The sequence below is a fragment of the Bacillus sp. FSL P4-0334 genome, from assembly GCF_038004825.1.
Taxonomy (GTDB): domain Bacteria; phylum Bacillota; class Bacilli; order Bacillales; family Bacillaceae; genus Bacillus; species Bacillus velezensis.
Genome location: NZ_JBBORX010000001.1, coordinates 971,937 through 988,122, shown reverse-complemented (window position 1 = coordinate 988,122; position 16,186 = coordinate 971,937). Strand labels below are relative to the sequence as shown.

At 43.3% G+C, this 16,186-nt stretch carries 18 protein-coding genes; 12 read left to right on the top strand and 6 right to left on the bottom strand.

Annotated features, from left to right (window positions below; all coding sequences use genetic code 11):
• Positions 1-31 precede the first annotated feature (31 nt).
• Together NSQ37_RS05000 and NSQ37_RS04995 are read left to right on the top strand one after the other, a co-directional pair.
• Complete coding sequence (locus tag NSQ37_RS05000; RefSeq protein ID WP_025285581.1) at positions 32-940, top strand: LysR family transcriptional regulator; 909 nt, start codon at positions 32-34, stop codon at positions 938-940.
• A 104-nt stretch (positions 941-1,044) separates the two neighbouring features.
• The gene (locus NSQ37_RS04995; RefSeq protein ID WP_007409882.1) at positions 1,045-1,446 is read left to right on the top strand and encodes a carboxymuconolactone decarboxylase family protein; all 402 of its coding nucleotides are present in this window, start codon (positions 1,045-1,047) and stop codon (positions 1,444-1,446) included.
• A 171-nt stretch (positions 1,447-1,617) separates the two neighbouring features.
• Here NSQ37_RS04995 and NSQ37_RS04990 read toward each other — a convergent pair whose 3' ends face one another.
• Together NSQ37_RS04990 and NSQ37_RS04985 are read right to left on the bottom strand one after the other, a co-directional pair.
• Positions 1,618-2,484 carry a DUF1259 domain-containing protein gene (locus tag NSQ37_RS04990; RefSeq protein WP_012118923.1) on the bottom strand — a complete coding sequence of 289 codons (867 nt, stop codon included), beginning with the start codon at positions 2,482-2,484 and terminating at the stop codon, positions 1,618-1,620.
• Positions 2,485-2,835: 351 nt separating this feature from the next.
• Positions 2,836-3,267 (bottom strand): GNAT family N-acetyltransferase, encoded by a 432-nt coding sequence (locus tag NSQ37_RS04985; protein WP_015240973.1) that lies wholly within the window; start codon positions 3,265-3,267, stop codon positions 2,836-2,838.
• A 119-nt stretch (positions 3,268-3,386) separates the two neighbouring features.
• Here NSQ37_RS04985 and NSQ37_RS04980 point away from each other — a divergent pair, with 119 nt between their 5' ends.
• The 7 genes from NSQ37_RS04980 to NSQ37_RS04950 all read left to right on the top strand — a co-directional run bounded on the left by NSQ37_RS04980 (position 3,387) and on the right by NSQ37_RS04950 (position 8,776).
• The gene (locus NSQ37_RS04980) at positions 3,387-3,839 is read left to right on the top strand and encodes a MarR family winged helix-turn-helix transcriptional regulator (RefSeq protein ID WP_007615031.1); all 453 of its coding nucleotides are present in this window, start codon (positions 3,387-3,389) and stop codon (positions 3,837-3,839) included.
• A 183-nt stretch (positions 3,840-4,022) separates the two neighbouring features.
• Positions 4,023-4,901 carry a YitT family protein gene (locus NSQ37_RS04975; protein ID WP_012118921.1) on the top strand — a complete coding sequence of 293 codons (879 nt, stop codon included), beginning with the start codon at positions 4,023-4,025 and terminating at the stop codon, positions 4,899-4,901.
• Between the two features lie 111 nt (positions 4,902-5,012).
• Positions 5,013-5,474: a MarR family winged helix-turn-helix transcriptional regulator gene (locus NSQ37_RS04970; RefSeq protein ID WP_169510223.1), complete on the top strand. Its 462-nt coding sequence runs from the start codon at positions 5,013-5,015 to the stop codon at positions 5,472-5,474.
• Positions 5,475-5,487: 13 nt separating this feature from the next.
• Positions 5,488-6,126, top strand: coding sequence for a nitroreductase family protein (locus tag NSQ37_RS04965; RefSeq protein ID WP_004393039.1), 639 nt, complete (start codon positions 5,488-5,490; stop codon positions 6,124-6,126).
• Positions 6,127-6,156: 30 nt separating this feature from the next.
• Positions 6,157-6,525, top strand: a complete 369-nt coding sequence (locus NSQ37_RS04960; protein ID WP_015240972.1) for a DUF1304 domain-containing protein — start codon at positions 6,157-6,159, stop codon at positions 6,523-6,525.
• A gap of 157 nt (positions 6,526-6,682) precedes the next feature.
• Positions 6,683-7,573 carry a LysR family transcriptional regulator gene (locus tag NSQ37_RS04955; protein ID WP_015240971.1) on the top strand — a complete coding sequence of 297 codons (891 nt, stop codon included), beginning with the start codon at positions 6,683-6,685 and terminating at the stop codon, positions 7,571-7,573.
• Entirely contained in the window at positions 7,574-8,776 is a 1,203-nt protein-coding gene (locus tag NSQ37_RS04950) for an MFS transporter (protein WP_015240970.1), read from the top strand. It begins immediately after the preceding gene.
• A gap of 18 nt (positions 8,777-8,794) precedes the next feature.
• Here the strand turns inward: NSQ37_RS04950 and NSQ37_RS04945 are convergent, their stop codons facing one another.
• Positions 8,795-9,373: a LysE family translocator gene (locus NSQ37_RS04945; protein ID WP_012118916.1), complete on the bottom strand. Its 579-nt coding sequence runs from the start codon at positions 9,371-9,373 to the stop codon at positions 8,795-8,797.
• A 126-nt stretch (positions 9,374-9,499) separates the two neighbouring features.
• Between NSQ37_RS04945 and NSQ37_RS04940 the strand changes: the two genes are divergently transcribed.
• The 3 genes from NSQ37_RS04940 (at position 9,500) to NSQ37_RS04930 (ending at position 12,327) form a co-directional block, all read left to right on the top strand.
• Positions 9,500-10,378: a LysR family transcriptional regulator gene (locus NSQ37_RS04940; protein WP_015240968.1), complete on the top strand. Its 879-nt coding sequence runs from the start codon at positions 9,500-9,502 to the stop codon at positions 10,376-10,378.
• A 171-nt stretch (positions 10,379-10,549) separates the two neighbouring features.
• A complete protein-coding gene (locus NSQ37_RS04935; RefSeq protein ID WP_069006968.1) occupies positions 10,550-11,767 on the top strand; it encodes an MFS transporter in 1,218 nt (405 codons plus the stop codon).
• Positions 11,768-11,817: 50 nt separating this feature from the next.
• Positions 11,818-12,327 carry a DinB family protein gene (locus tag NSQ37_RS04930; RefSeq protein WP_012118912.1) on the top strand — a complete coding sequence of 170 codons (510 nt, stop codon included), beginning with the start codon at positions 11,818-11,820 and terminating at the stop codon, positions 12,325-12,327.
• A 77-nt stretch (positions 12,328-12,404) separates the two neighbouring features.
• On the opposite strand, the gene NSQ37_RS04925 is transcribed toward NSQ37_RS04930, so the two are convergent.
• The 3 genes from NSQ37_RS04925 to NSQ37_RS04915 all read right to left on the bottom strand — a co-directional run bounded on the left by NSQ37_RS04925 (position 12,405) and on the right by NSQ37_RS04915 (position 16,186).
• The gene (locus tag NSQ37_RS04925; RefSeq protein ID WP_007409865.1) at positions 12,405-13,067 is read right to left on the bottom strand and encodes a GntR family transcriptional regulator; all 663 of its coding nucleotides are present in this window, start codon (positions 13,065-13,067) and stop codon (positions 12,405-12,407) included.
• 79 nt (positions 13,068-13,146) lie between these two features.
• Complete coding sequence (locus tag NSQ37_RS04920) at positions 13,147-14,703, bottom strand: glycoside hydrolase family 32 protein (protein ID WP_151280997.1); 1,557 nt, start codon at positions 14,701-14,703, stop codon at positions 13,147-13,149.
• A 61-nt stretch (positions 14,704-14,764) separates the two neighbouring features.
• Positions 14,765-16,186 carry a glycoside hydrolase family 68 protein gene (locus NSQ37_RS04915; protein WP_039063877.1) on the bottom strand — a complete coding sequence of 474 codons (1,422 nt, stop codon included), beginning with the start codon at positions 16,184-16,186 and terminating at the stop codon, positions 14,765-14,767.

The following is a 16,186-nucleotide window of genomic DNA, read 5'->3' as shown; positions in this document are numbered from 1 at the left end:
TTCGTTAAACTTATGGAATGGAGGTCATACGATGGATATACGCCAAATCACTTACTTTCTTGAAGTTGCTAAATCCAACAGTTTTACTAAGGCATCAGAAAATTTACATTTGTCACAGCCTGCCTTAAGTAAGATGGTGAAAAGTTTGGAAGAGGAATTAAAGGTTGAGCTCATTGATCGATCCGCTAGACAGATCGCATTGACAGATGCGGGCGAAATTGTATTTGAACAAGGTCAAATGATTATGAAGTCAATAGATGACTTGTCGACGAACTTATACGATCTTTTACATTTAAAAAAAGGAAAAGTGAAAATTGGAATACCGCCCCTTATCGGTGTCTTATTTTTTCCTAAAATCATTAGAGGATTTAAACAATTGTATCCTGATGTGAACATCAAGCTGATAGAACATGGGGGTAACAAGGTGAAACAGGAGGTTGAAGATGGGGTACTGGATCTTGGAGTGGTTATTGAACCAGTGGACGAAGAGCAGTTTGATATCATTCCATTGCTTAATGAAGAACTGATGCTCTTCGTTCATTCCGCTCACCCGCTTGTTCATAAAGAGATTGTGGAAATGCAAGACTTGAAAAATGAACCTTTCATCCTATTTAGTGAAGACTTTTCTCTTCACGATCGGATTATTCAAGAGTGTATTAGAGCCGGTTTTCGTCCAAATATCGTTTATGAAAGTTCTCAATGGGATTTTATCAGCGAAATGATTGGAGAAGAACTAGGTATTTCCATTTTCCCTCAGTCTATAGTAAAAAAGACTGATCAAAGTTTAGTTAAGGCAATCTCCATTGTTAATCCATCAATTCCTTGGAAAGTGGCGATTATTTTAAAAAAAGGAAAATACGTTTCGCACGCAGTACGCGAATTTATCCGGTATATTTCATTTTTTTGTAAGAGTAATTACGTAAATCAAGATAACTCATGAAAAAAATGAATGGTTTTTATAGTTTTTATGTATTTTACGGTTAGAGAGGGCTGCGATATATTATCTTATGTCAGAAAATAAGTACCTTTCAGGAGGAAATTCAAATGGATCAAAGCCGTTACCAACAAGGTTTAGACAAATTAATGGAGTACACTTTAACAAGCGATGATAAAATCTCTACGCATTTAAAGATTTCTGAAGACTTGAAAGATATCGCCCCAGATGTAAGTAAGTACATGATAGAATTTGCTTACGGAGATATATATTCACGGCCGGGATTAACCAATCAACAACGTGCGCTTGTTACCATTTCATCCCTAGTAACGCAAGGAACCGAGCCTCAGCTTGAACTTCATATCAATACAGGGCTTACATCCGGATTAACACCGACTGAGATTGTAGAGAGTATCACCCAATTGGTTCCTTATACAGGCTTCCCGCGTGTACTTAATGCTCTTTCAGTGGCTAAGAAGGTGTTTGCACAACGACATGTAGAAAACCATTGAGAAATGTATGGAATGCGGGGGAATTAGTATAAACTCATCAATAGAATATACACAAAACGACAGCCTATAAGGCTGTTTTTTAACATTAAAATGTCTGACCTCCTTTTTGTTTTTCGGTTGATCATATGTAAAAGCGATTATATTAATCGCTTTTTGATACTTCGAAACATGCTAAGCTTTGACCTCTTTATCAGTAAGCACTTTTAAAGCATCTCTCACTTTTAAGGCGAAGTTGACAGGTTTATCAATCGCTTCGAAATGAATATACATCAGTCTCGGTTTATCAAACAGCCAGTGATTGTGAAGTGACGTTACAATCAGATCATGCTTCCGAAGAACGCTGATAAATGGATTGATTTCTTTTTGCAGAATGACAGTTTCTCCGCTGCAGAGGGCACGGCCGTCTTTTGTCATTGATTCAAATGAAAACATTTGCGGAATGAGCAAGAATGATCTTCCGGGCCGTCCAAGTACTACAGGTTTTATATTCGTTCGTGATCTCATTACTGTACAAATTCCATTTTCAAACGTATGCATGGTTCCGCCTAGAATATCGTTGAACTCGTCACAAAGACCATGCCGTTCAATCATTTCCCCGTCAGTTTTTGGTACCGCACGCACAGTTTTAGTAGTTAGAACTCTCAGGGCCTCTCTCACTTTTCTTGCAAAATTGAGAGGTTTATCAATTGATTCAAAATGCATAAACATCAGACGTGGTTTATCAAACAGCCAATGGTTATGAACGGCAGTTACGATGATACCGAATTTGCGCAGCTCACTCATTAACGGGTTCACTTCTTCTTGCAGTAAAACAGTCTCACCTAAACATAAAGCTCTGCCTTCCCGGTCCATGCTTTCAAATGAAAAGGCCTGAGGAATAAAAGGAAATGCCTCGGCTCTTCTTCCGAGTACCACCGGATGAATGTTGCTTCGAAATCTTGTCGCCGTACATACGCCATTTACGACACTGGGCGTTGAATTGAGAATTCTAGCAAATTCTTTGCAGAGCCGTGATGGCTCCATACTCGTTTCTTCCACTTCATATCTCCTCCTGGAATCTATTTATAACGTACTTAGTATTAAAGATATGTGAAGATAGAAAAAATGTAACGCGTCAGCAGTCCATATTAGAGAGAATCAGTCTTTCTTGTATAATTTGAGATTTTCTTCCCTTTTTACAATCTCTTTAACTGTTAATTTTTAATAGATTAAAAGCTTAAATTGGTAGTTTTATTCCAGCTTTGATTTTTTTGTGGCGGCCATTTGTGACAAGCACCGGCTGCGCACACATACCTTTTAATTTGAGTTTCAGGCTAAGAAAAAAAGCCTTTATACAAGGCTTTCGGTAAATAATTCATACAGCCGTTTGGCTGCTCATTCAGTGACAGCTCACAGCTCTTTTGTCATCAAGACATGCGGGATGCCGTCTTCCATAAATTCCGGTGAATCTGTCTGATAGCCCAGTTTGTGATAAAAGCCTTCCGCATGTGTTTGTCCATGCAGTTTACATTGGGTGATGCCTTTTTCTTTTACCATGTTTTCTAATTCGCTTATGATGACTTTGCCCAACCCGTATTTGCGATAAGGCTTCAGGATGCAGATTCGTTCGAGCTTGCCTGTATGGTTTACAATGCGGACGCGTCCTGTGCCGGCAGGCTGATTTTCATGATAAACCAAGACATGCCCGCACTGATCCCCAAGCGTATCGAACTGATCAAATTCATCGGATTCAGGTACTTGCTGTTCCTCAATGAATACTGCTTTTCTAATCTCAAGCGCTGCTTGCAAATCAATTTCCGTTGTTATTCTTTTTATCTTCATAATCAACCAATCCTTTTCACATGTTAGTCTGGACTGCACGGCTTGCTTGTGGTCTTATAGAAGTAACGATAAAATAATTATATTGTAAATGCAACAAAAAATGAGGGGTTTGAAAAGATATGACTGATATTTTGCGGGAAATCGGCATGATCGCACGGGCACTGGATTCCATCAGCAATATTGAATTTAAAGAATTAGACTTAACAAAAGGGCAGTATCTCTACCTTGTGCGTATATGTGAAAACCCGGGAGTGATACAGGAAAAAGTGGCGGAAATGATTAAAGTCGACCGAACAACAGCGGCGAGGGCAATCAAAAAACTGGAAATACAGGGGTTTATTGAAAAGCGTCCTGATGATCAAAATAAAAAAATAAAAAAACTGTTTCCGACTGAAAAAGGGAGAAAGGTTTATCCGTTATTGCAAAGAGAAGGAGAGCATTCTGCGGAGGTGGCCCTGTCCGGCTTTACATCTGAGGAAAAAGAAACCATTTTCAGCCTTCTTCAGCGGGTGAGAAAAAATATAGAACATGATTGGGAATATGTGAAGAAGGGGAATAAAAGAGATTATTAATGGTTATTAATTCCTTTTAGTGAATGATTACGTTGTGAATGATTAAAGTCATAAATGGATACGTTATCTGTGACATCTCCTTCCTCGGTTCCTGCTTCAACATAGCCGATAGGCTTATTTTTAACGAAAAGTATCAATTATGGTATATTTAAATAAGAAAAAATAATTGAAGCGGGGAATGATATGAGTACAATCGAAAAACAAAGACGTAAGAAATTCAGAGTGAAATCAATCGTACGGGCCATCATGGTCATCATCGGCGGAATTATTGCCGCGTATGGACTGGAAACCGTATTGATTCCGAATAGTGTATCTGACGGCGGTGTAACCGGACTCAGCATTGTCGGTTCACAGCTGTTTCATTTGCCTCTTGGGATCTTAATTGCGGTGATCAATATACCGTTTGTCTGGTTAGGATATAAGCAAATCGGGAAAGGTTTTGCGTTTCTATCAATTATCGGTATTGTCTCACTTGCCGCGGGCACGAGTTTTTTCCACCACACACCGGCTATCATCGAGGGAGACACCCTGTTAATCACCGTTGTCGGCGGGATTATTCTCGGCTTTGGAATGGGATTGGCATTGCGTAACGGCGGCGCATTAGATGGAATTGATATGCTGGCTGTGCTTCTGTCACGGAAATTGCCGTTTGGCACGAGCGACCTCATTTTATTTTTAAACATGTTTGTGTTTATTTTTGTTTCTTTTGTATTTGGGCTGCAAGGCGCATTGCTTTCCGTCATTGCTTACTACATTGCATCTAAGGTGATTCATGTGGTTGAGGAAGGCTTAAGCGGTTCTAAAACATTTCAGATTATCACCAATGAGCCTGCATTAATGGTAGAGACCATTCGTGAAGAATTGGGCCGGAGCGCTACTTATAAAGAAGCATACGGCGGTTTTTCTCATGAAAAATTCCAAGAAATCACATGTGTCATCAACCGTTTGGAAGAAACCAAACTGAAAGAAATTATTAATGACATTGATAAACAAGCCTTTGTGACGGTATATGATGTCGCAGAAGTAAAAGGCAGTAATTTCAGAAAAGTCCATAATCATTAAGAAGCGAGCTGCCGTTAATCGGCAGCTTTTTTTAAAAAAGGAGAAAAAACTTGCAAAAATAGAATGACGGCTGTATATTATTGATATATCAAACATTGACTAGTCAATTAATTGCGCAAAAGAAAGTGGGGATGGGTTTTGACAGCATGTTGTTCAGAGGAAGGCGAGATTTTATATCAGCTCCAATCACTGCATAAAGTGATCGGCACGAAGTTTGAAGCGTGCACCGGAATCAGCCAATCCCGCCTTGAGCTTCTCGCCGTGCTTTTTTACGTCGATGAGATCAGCCAAAGCGATCTTCAGAAAAAGGTGAATATTGATGGCGCAGCCGTGACAAGACACTTGAAACAGCTTGAAGCTAAAGAAATGGTCACAAGAAGGCGGAAGCCCGAGGACAACCGAATTATACTTGTCCGGCTTACTGAACAGGGGCGGGAGAGAATCGAGGCTTCCAAAAAGGAGAAGGAGCGTTTCATAAAGGAAATGCTTGCCGGTGTCAGCGAGGAAGAACGCAGTATGTTAAAAAACGTATTGTCACAGATGCAGAATAATATAGAAAATATGAAAGCATAGGAGTGTTTTACACATGAAAACAGAACTGAAAACAAACGACTTTATGGACATTATGAAAGGGCGCCGTTCCATTCGGAATTATGATCCGGCTGTTAAAATCAGCAAAGAAGAAATGACTCAAATCCTGGAAGAAGCAACGACAGCGCCGTCTTCAGTCAACGCGCAGCCGTGGCGTTTTCTCGTCATTGACAGCCCTGAAGGAAAAGAAAAACTCGCGCCGCTTGCCAGCTTTAACCAAACACAAGTCAGCACATCATCTGCGGTGATCGCGGTTTTCGCAGATATGAACAGTGATGACTATTTAGAAGAAATTTATTCAAAAGCGGTCGAACTGGGCTACATGCCGCAGGAAGTAAAAGACAGACAAATCGCTGCGTTGACGGCGCATTTTGAAAAACTGCCGGAGCAAGTGAACCGTGAAACGATTCTGATTGACGGAGGACTCGTTTCCATGCAGCTGATGCTTACGGCACGCGCGCACGGCTATGACACAAACCCGATCGGCGGCTACGATAAAGAAAAGATTGCCGAGGTTTTCGGAATGGATAAAGAGCGTTATGTACCGGTCATGCTGTTATCAATCGGAAAAGCGGCAGACGAAGGATATGCTTCCTACCGTCTTCCTATCGAAACAATCGCACAATGGAAATAAGGTTGAAGTGAAGCTGAGGGGAGAGGGACAGTGGAGATTATTGCAGCTGTTTTCGTCGGAATTGTAGCTTTAGAACATGTATTTATCATGATACTTGAAATGTTTTTTATCAATTCGAAGGCAGCTAAGCGGTCCTTCAAATTGCCGAAGCATTTAGAAGGTGATCGGAATGTAGCGGTCATGTTTGCAAATCAGGGTCTGTATAATGGATTTCTGGCTGCCGGCCTCATTTGGGGGCTGATCCTCGGAGCTGATCCGATTGGCCATATGATTCAAATGTTTTTCGTCATCTGCGTGGTCATCGCGGCCATTTTCGGAGGCTTTACTTCAAACAAATCAATTATCGTAAAACAAGGACTTCCGGCTGTTTTAGCGCTTATTTTTCTTTTATTGGCGTAGCAGACGGAAAGAGGGCTTCCGGAAAGGAAGCCCTCTTTTTTTATTCTGTTTTGAAAATCATTCCTTATATGCATCAGTTTCATGCAAACTAACAATTAGAAGTTATAGATCGGGTAACGTATGATAAGTGAAAATAACAAATCAGCGGAGGCAATCAATGGATTGGCATCAGATTAATTATTTTCAGACAGTGGCACAAGTGCAGCATATTACACAGGCAGCAAAACAGCTGTCCATATCTCAGCCCGCTCTCAGCCGTTCGATTTCAAAGCTTGAAGACGAGCTGGGCGTTCAGCTTTTTGATCGCAAAGGCAGGAATATTTATTTGAATCGGTACGGGAAAATGTTTTTGCATCGTGTGGAACAATCTATCAGACAAATTGAAATCGGTAAGCAGGAAGTGTGGAATGAAATACATCCCAACAGCGGCACAATTTTATTGTCTTTTTTGCCGTCGCTTGGCATGAGTATGGTTCCGGATGTGATCAGCTCGTTTCAACACATGTATCCTCATGTCAATTTTCAGTTGACCCAAGCATCAAATCAGCAGATTATCGAGCAATTAACCTCAAGAGAAGTGGACATCGCATTGACTTCGCTTCGTGATGAAAACGATGAGGTGATCTGCCAGCCGCTTTTAACAGAAGAGTTATATTTAGCCGTTTCTGCTGAACATCCGCTCGCCTCATATGATGAAATTGATTTGAAAATGGCGGAGCATGAACCGTTTATCTCTTTTAAAGATACAAATGTTCTTCACGGCATGATTAAAGAGTTGTGTGAAAAAGCGGGATTTTCACCGGATGTCGTATTTGAGGGAGAAGATATTGTGACAGCTTCCGGGTTAGTCGGCGCTAAACTGGGGGTGTCTCTTATCCCTGACTTGCACGTTTTTGATAAAACAAAGGTCAAACTTCTCAGTGTCACCAATCCGATCTGTAAAAGAGAGATTGGTTTGGCTTGGAGGAAAGACGGCTATTTATCGCCGGCAGCGGAGAATTTTATAGCGTTTATTCAAACCCGGCTTAACAGCAAAGGGGGAAGATAAATGACTTACATTCGCCGCGGCACACTTCAATTCAAAAAGGTAAACTTCGCTTTGTTTGCTGGCGGATTTTGCACGTTTGCCATCCTTTGGGGAACGCAGCCGCTGCTGCCTGATATCGCAAACGATTTTCACCTGTCACCGGCGGTTTCAAGCTTAAGCCAATCAGCGGCAACGATTGCTTTAGCCGTCAGTCTGGTATTCGCCGGTTTTTTATCAGAAATGTACGGGCGGAAGCAGATAATGGGCGTGTCATTATTTGCTGCATCCATCCTAGCCGTTCTCACAGGGTTTGTTTCGGACTTTCAGCTGCTCGTCGTTTGCAGGGCGCTGCAGGGAGCCGCATTAGCGGGGCTTCCCGCGGCGGCAATGGCTTATTTAGCTGAAGAAATTGAGCCGGACAGCTTGGGAATGGCAATGGGGCTTTATATCAGCGGAAATTCGATTGGCGGCATGACGGGACGCATCATCAGCGGCTTTCTGACGGATTCCTTCAGCTGGCATACGGCTTTGCTGACGATCGGCCTCATCAGTTTGCTGGCAAGTATTATCTTCTGGACGATCCTTCCTGCCTCTTCTCATTTTACGCCCCGGACATATAAAAGAAACGACATTTTTACCTCATTTTACCGTCAATACAGGACGCCCGGTTTCGGCTGCCTTTTGATCATCGGTTTTTTATTGGAAGCCGGCTTTGTATCTTTATATAACTATATCGGTTTTCAATTGATGAAGCCGCCTTATTCACTAAGCCAAACGGCAGTCGGGTTTATTTTTCTCGTATACCTTGTCGGAACGTTCAGTTCAACGTGGATGGGCATGTTAGCAGACAAATACGGCAAAAGAAAAATCCTGCCATTCTCATTGGTGATTGTCATGATTGGTGTCTGCATTACTTTATCTGCTGATATAGGGATCATGATTTTAGGAGTTGCGATTTTCACATTCGGCTTTTTTGCGGGCCATTCGATCTCCAGCAGCTGGGTTGGCGAACTGGCCGTACGCGATAAGGCACAGGCCGCGGCCTTATATTTGTTTTCCTATTATGTGGGAGGGAGCATCGGGGGGACTGCAAGCGGCGCTTTCTATCACCAATTCGGCTGGGGCGGCATTGCCGTCATGATCACGGCGCTTTCTGCCGTTTCAGCAGCCGTTTCAGTCTGGCTGGGATTATTGACGAAACGAAAAAAAGATAAACACCAATAGGCGTTTATCTTTTTTGAATTACAGATAAATGCTTACCGCAGAATAGATGAGCAGCAGACACATCACGATGCGAAACGCTTTATCGTGTTTCTCAAAGAGATGTTTAAAAACAGAGCCGAACGCCGACCACAGCAGTAAAGCCGCCCAGCCCAGGAGAATAGCCGACGCGAGCCAGAACGCAATCAATGGATACGTGTGCTGAAATGGCAATATAAAGGCGCTCATTAAGGTTAAAAAGAATAAAATACTCTTTATATTGATCATCTGAAACAGAAATCCCGATAGAAAAGACGATCGGGTTTTTTCAGAATCGCCTTTTGATGTTTTGGGCAGCGAAATCTGCCAAGCCAAATAGAGCAAATAGACGGCTCCGGCAATTTTAAAGTAAGGTTCCACGACGGGAATCCAATGATAAACACTCATTGTGAACAGACCGCTGAGAATGCCGAGCACTGCAAATCCCGTCAGGATTCCGCCGTTAAAACGCCATGAACCAATAAAGCCGGCTCTGCGCGCTTCATTCATCATTAAAATATTGCTCGGCCCGGGCGTAATAGATGTCATCAGGACATAAGAAAGAAAAGCTATGATACTCATTAAATCACCTTCATTTGCTAATGTGATGGAACCGTTTTTTATTGTATGATAAGAATAGTTATAAATAAAATTGAAAAATAAAATCGCATTATTGATTTTTTCGATACATCTTAGAGGTGAATTCATATGGAGATCAGACATCTTATTACATTTCAGGCCATTGTAGATAAGGGAAGCTATACAGGGGCCGCGGCGAAGCTGGGATACACGCAGTCGACGATTACGACTCATATTCAGGCGCTTGAACAGGAGATCGGCGGCGCATTATTTACGTACGAAAAAAGGCGTCTGAAACTGACGCCTTTAGGGAGAGAGCTGATACCGTTAGCCGAGGATTTACTTTCCGCCCATGACAAGATCAAAAATATGCAAAGCATTCACGAGGTGAAGGGCGTTTTAAAAATTGCGGCGCCGGAGTCTTTGACCATTTCCAGACTGGGGCCGATTATCAGAGAATATTCCATGAAGTATCCGAACGTCAATATCATATTGAGCAACGGAACATGCGGGCAGAATCAGGTGGAATTAGTAAGCGGCCGTGTGGATATTGCATTTATGGTGTATCCGGAGATACAAATGGAAAAGTGCATACATCATTCTTTATTGGAGGAACGCATCGTCCTCGTGGCGGGCAGTGACGCACCGGAACATTTTGACGACTATCAACAAAGCGGCAAGCATTTTTTTATTACAAATGAAGAAGGATGCAGCTATCGGACTATGTTTGAACGATTTCTCGTCAAGCATGATATCAGTCATTTACAAACAATGGAATTGTGGAGTATAGAAGCCATTAAGCAGACGGTGATGAGCGGACTCGGTTTCTCCGTTTTACCTTATATTACGGTAAAAGAAGAGGTAAAAGCGGGGAAGCTGAAAATTCTTCAGCAGTCTGAGCCGTTCGAGCGGCTTTATTCTCATATGCTGGTCAAAAAGAAAAAATGGCAGCTTCCAGCCGCTGAAGCTTTTGTGTCGCTTGTTCTTGAGTCGTTTGGTGATAAATAATGTTTAGGTTAATTTGAAAGCCGATGCCTGCGCGCATCGGCTTTTGTTTTTGTCCGGAATCTTAATGACATTTTCGATGTCAGCCAGCTTTGACTCCATACCTACCTTTTTTTAAAAAAAGAGAGCTGATCAGCAAATATGGTATGATTTACATAATCAGGGAGTGAGAAGATGAATATGAAAAGGGCATATTACACTATTTTATACAGCCAGACCGCTATCAACTTGGGGTTCTCACTTTATACGATGGCCGTCATCTTGTTTTTGTTTACAAAAACCGGTTCGACGGCGATGGCCTCTCTTATGACGTTCGTCAGCATTGTATGTCGCGTATTGGGCAGCGCCGTTTTGCCGCTGGTCACCGGCCGGTTCACGCTTCGGTCTTTGTTAATCAGTTCTCAATTGATACAGATCACACTGTTAGTCTGTTTGTTTTTTGTCATCCAAACCGGTTCATCCGCATTCTTTTTTCTGATGTTTTGTCTGATCGGAGGCATTTCTTTTTGCAACGGATGGTTTGCTCCGATTAAAAGCGCGCTGGTTGGGGAAATCATTCCTCCCGATCGAAGGGCGAAAGCGAACGGTTTATTATCTGCGGCGGATCAGACCGTTCAGTTTGCGGGGTGGTCTCTGGGCGGCGTCATCATAGCGTTCTTGGGAGAGAGCGATACAATGATCGTTACTGTCATGTTATTGGTTTCTTCGGTTTTGGGCATCATTCTGTTTCTTCAAGTACGCATGTGTGCGCCGGCAGCAGTCAGGGAACGTTCCCTTTTTGCAGATGCGGCAAGCGGCTGGGTGTATTTATTTCGGCAAAAGCAGCTGAGGGTTCTCATTGTGATGGATGTGATCGAATCGTGGGCAGGCATGATATGGATCGGTTCTGTGTCCTTAACTTATGTGCATGACGTTCTTCATAAAGGAGAGGCTTGGTGGGGGTATGTCAACGGAGTCTATTATGCAGGGACGATGATCGGCGGACTGATCATCTATAAGTTATCCGGTCAGTTTCAGCATCATCTCATTCCGCTTATGCTGACGGGAGCCTTGGCATATGGAATGTTCACGTTTATTTATGGGTTGATCACAAGCGCCGTTACGGCCCTTTTTCTGGTGCTGTGTATGGGGCCGGCTTGTGTATTACGAGATCTCACGCAGGAAACATTGCTTCAAAACATCACGACCGAAAAGACACGGGTCAATATATTAGCGGCGAGATCAGCTTTAGTTCAGTTTATTTTTATGTTTTCCATTATCGGAACGGGGGTCATCTCGGATGTATTCGGCGTGCGGTTTATTTATATTGGCGCAGGCCTCCTCTTATTAATTTCGGCTTTTATCGGATTTTCTCAGCTGCGAATGAAGAAGATGGTACAAAGCCGCATGTAGTGTAGTATAATGAGGAACGTACGTTCTATATCGAGAGAGGAGAGGGTAATGTGGGACATCTGGCACTGCAATTGTATGATTATCATCTTTGGGCAAATCAGCAAATATTCACCCGGCTTAAAGAGCTTCCGGAGGATGTGTACCGTAAGGAGATTCAAAGTGTCTTTCCGTCGATAGCCGGTGTATTGACTCATGTGTATCTGTCGGATAAGGGGTGGTTTGATGTGTTCTCCGGAGAGCGTCTGGAGGATACGCTGAAATCAGCTGAACAGCAAAAAGAGGACATCTTGTCTAAAGAGATAGAAGAGCTGGAAGATATGTTTTTGGAATTATCAGACCGATATCAATTATTTTTGCAAAAGGAAGAAAATATCAGTCTCCCCCTTGAAATAGAGCATCCGTCAGGTGACATCATGAAAACCGCAGCGGCCGATATGATCCTCCATGTTGTGAACCACGGAACGTATCATCGCGGGAATATAACAGCCATGCTCAGACAGATGGGGTATGCTTCTGTGCCGACGGATTACGGTATGTATTTATATATAAACAAAAAGTAAACAAGACAGCCAACGCGGCTGTCTTGTGATATCCGTAAAACAGCCAAATCATATGAGTGATTTGGCTGTTTCGTTTGCTATGCCATGTTCTGCAGCCGTTCTAAACTGTTTTTCCAATTCGCTTCAAGCGCTGTAAAAGCAGCGGCGGCATCTTGCTGTTCTAATGCGTGAATGATATCAGAGTGTTCATTATATGATCTGTTTAAAGCGCCGTTTTCACTGAAATAGCGGATTTCCATTCTCTGAATTTTGACTTTCAGGCTTACAAGCAATTTGTGAAGTTCGGCGTTGTCCGCAAGCAGAATGATGCGATGGTGAAATGCATTGTCCGCTTCCAGGATGGCCAGTTTATCGCCGTCTTTCATTGTTTGAAGAAGATTTTCATTCAGCTGTTTCAATTCCTGAATCACGGCATCGTCCACATGCGGGAGAGCTTGCTGCAATGCCAGTTTTTCAAGCGTCCAGACGATGGAATACAAGTTTTCCGCTTCTTTTAACTCAATCGGAGCGACAAGCGTCCATCTGTTCGCTTTTGTTATCACCAAGCCGTCATCTTCCAGCCGCAATAAGGCTTCCCGTATCGGGGTGCGGCTGATTCCCAATGTTTCCGACAAATCCTTGTCCTTTAACTTTGTTTCCGGTTTGAGCTTGCCCGTTATGATCCAGTTTCTGAGTGTGCGATACACTTCGTCCCGCATGATGGTTCTTTTCAGCACAGGTTCTTTGTTTTGATTATCCAATGGAACACCTCATGAATCGTAGTATACATATTTGCATTTTACCACAGTCCGGGCGCTGGTTAGAAATGAAGAGGGACGTCTAAGAATGAATCGAACCGAGATGCTTCATCTCAATATGCTGAAAGTCAGCGGAGCCGCCTTCAGAAAAGAGCGTGATTCCCTGATCTTCGTGTTTTGGGAACACTTCATTTGTCAAAACGGTTTTTCCGTCGTCTGCAAATACTTCAATACTTGTTTTGTCTACGAGAATTTTCAGATGGACGCGCCCTTTGTTTCCGTCAAATGGGGCTTTGCTTTCGGCGTATGCACCGGTTTTATCAGGCTGGTCTGTAAACGATCTGTTCACATAGGCATAGCCGTCTTCTGCCGAAATACCGACATCAATATGCCGACTTTGGTCTGCTGATTCTCTGAGTCTGACGCCTGCATTTTTGATATCTGACCAAGCGATATCCATATCAAGCTGATATGTATCACCTTTGATCGGCAGTGTCTCTGAACCGTTCACCTGTTTGTGTTCTATGCTGTCAGTTGAAGAGGTTAATTGGTTCAATGCTTCAACCGGCTCTGACACTAGGCTGTATGTGCCGCCGTCCTGCTGCTGAAGGCGGATTTCACGGACGATAGAATCCGTGCCGTTAAAGCCGTTTTTTAGTGTCGGTGTTTCATTCGGATAATCCCAATTGTTCATCCATGCCAGCGCATAGCGTTTTGTCAGCGGATCTTCGCTATTACCGTCCTCAAATGTGACGCCGCCGTACCAGTCAAAGCCGTAATCGAGCCATTGCGGTTCTTCTTGATCGGCGGTAAATTCCTTCCCGTCAAAGTTTCCGGTCCAATACGCGTACGTATTCGGTTTGCCTGCGGGTTTGCCGTTTGCGCTTGCGCCCAGAACCCACTTGGCTGTTCCGTCATCTGCACGCATCATATAAAGGTCGGGGCATTCGACGAGGCCGATCTGCTGAGTGATAAAACCGCCCGTGTATTTCCAACTTTTTAAATCGGGTGATTCATAAAAACCGATTTTTTCGCCTTCGGCCATGGCCATCACCCATTTGTCATCCTGTTCATCCCAGATCACTTTCGGGTCCCGGAAATCCTTAGTTCCCGGATTTTTCATCACGGGCTGATCACTATAGGAAGTAAACGTTTTTCCTTTGTCCGTGCTGTACCATAAATATTGTTCCTGGGCTTTTGTTTTGGCTGTCGGCTGCGTTGTGACGGCGACCAGCGCGTTTTTGCCGAAGCCCGCGGTGTTGTGTTTATCAATGACGACAGAACCGGACCATATATCGCCGTTTTCGTTGGTGTATTTCGGAATAGCCGTGCCTTCGTCCGTCCAGTGCACCAAGTCCTCTGATACGGCGTGCCGCCATTCTGTGCCGTTGCCGTTCGGGTAATCCCGATTATAAAGATAGTAGTAATGATATTTCCCCTCGAAAAAAATGGGCTTTTGAGGGTCGTTTTTCCATTTGTCCGGGGTCGTAAAATGATACGCCGCACGGTAATCTTTCTTATGCTCCGTGTTTGTGTCAGAGGAATTGTGGCTTTTGTTCGGCAGTAAGCCGACAAACAGGAACGCACCCAAAAAGATCAATATTACAACGGGCCATTTTCGTGCCATGATTGAGTTCACCATCTTGTTGAGAAATAAAAGAAAATGCCAATGAAGTATCGGCATTTTCTTTTTGTTGTTATTAGTTGTTAACCGTAAGCTGTCCTTGTTCAAGGATGCTGTTTTTAACAACGGATGTTTTCTTGCCTTTGATGTTCATTAAGAAGCTTGGCGCAAATGTTGCCTTTTTATCCTCAAAGAAGCCTCTGTTTGTCATGTAGCTTGTGATCACGACATTGTTGCCTTTGGCTTGCGGCACTGCGAAGTGAGAGTAAGTGAACGTTACATCGTTAGGATCAAGACCCATTTGCAGTACAAGACCAGTTTTGTTCAGCGGCTTGTAAGGACCTGTTAAAGAGTTTGATACATAACCAAGCATGTAGATATCGTTGGAGTTAATACCGTCGATCGTCATTTTTGAACCGCGTGAATCAGTGAACAGATACCATTTGCCGTTCATTTTGAAAACATTCGCGCGCTCGATTTCATCAGTTACCGTGTTTGAAGTGATCAGCGGCTTCATGACTTTTTTCAATGTGTAGTCATTGTTTAATTCTACGATACCGAGGGCGCCGTTCGCTAATTCAGCATCGCGTTTTTTAGCACTTTGCTGAAGCTTCTGACTTTCTTTACGGAAGAAGTTTGTGCTGCCGCCGTAGTACGCTTTGTTAAATAAAGATTCTTCGCCTTGGTATCCGTTATCTGTTCCAGTGTTGGCTTCGAATACAAGGTATTTATGGCCTTTGTCTTCAACGTAGTGAGGGTCTCTCAGCGTATGGTTGTCGCCGGATGTATAGTTCCCTTCATCGATAAACTGCTGAACGTTTTGATATGTTTTTCCGTCACCGTCAAAAATCGTTTTATGATCTTCCACTCCGTTGATCTTGAGCGTGTCATCAGATTTTGACACATTTACCTGCGCCGTTGTCAGGCTTTGTTTGCCGTAATGTGTACCGGAAAAGTCAGTGTAGAATAAACGGATTTTTCCGTCAGATGTAAAGGTTGCAGAACCGGACCATTCTTGTGTCTGTTCTTTCAGGATTTCATCGTTGGCGTCGAACTTATCGCTGTCTTTAAAGACACGGCCCGCGTTTTTCCAGCTGTCGATCGAGTTGTCGCCGACTTTTTGATAAAACATGTAGATGGATGTGTCATCAGCGTCTTTCGGGCTTCCGGCAAGAGCAAACACGACGTGATAGCCGTTGTATTCAGCTACTGTTCCGTCAGCGTTTTGGAGCGGCCAGCTGTCCCACACATCCAGTCCTTTTGCGGACTCGATATTTTTAATTGTTGATTGGTCGAATTGAGGCACTTGGTATTTTTCACTTTGCTGCTGTTTAGGGATCTGCAGCATATCATGGCGTGTGATGTGAGAGACGCCGTACGTTTCTTTGTAAGGTTTTTGGGTATTTTCTTTCGCGAAGGCTTGAGTCGCTCCCCCTGCCAGAAGTGCAGTCGTAAAAGTTAGAACTGTGGCTCGTTTTGCAAATTTTTTGATGTTCAT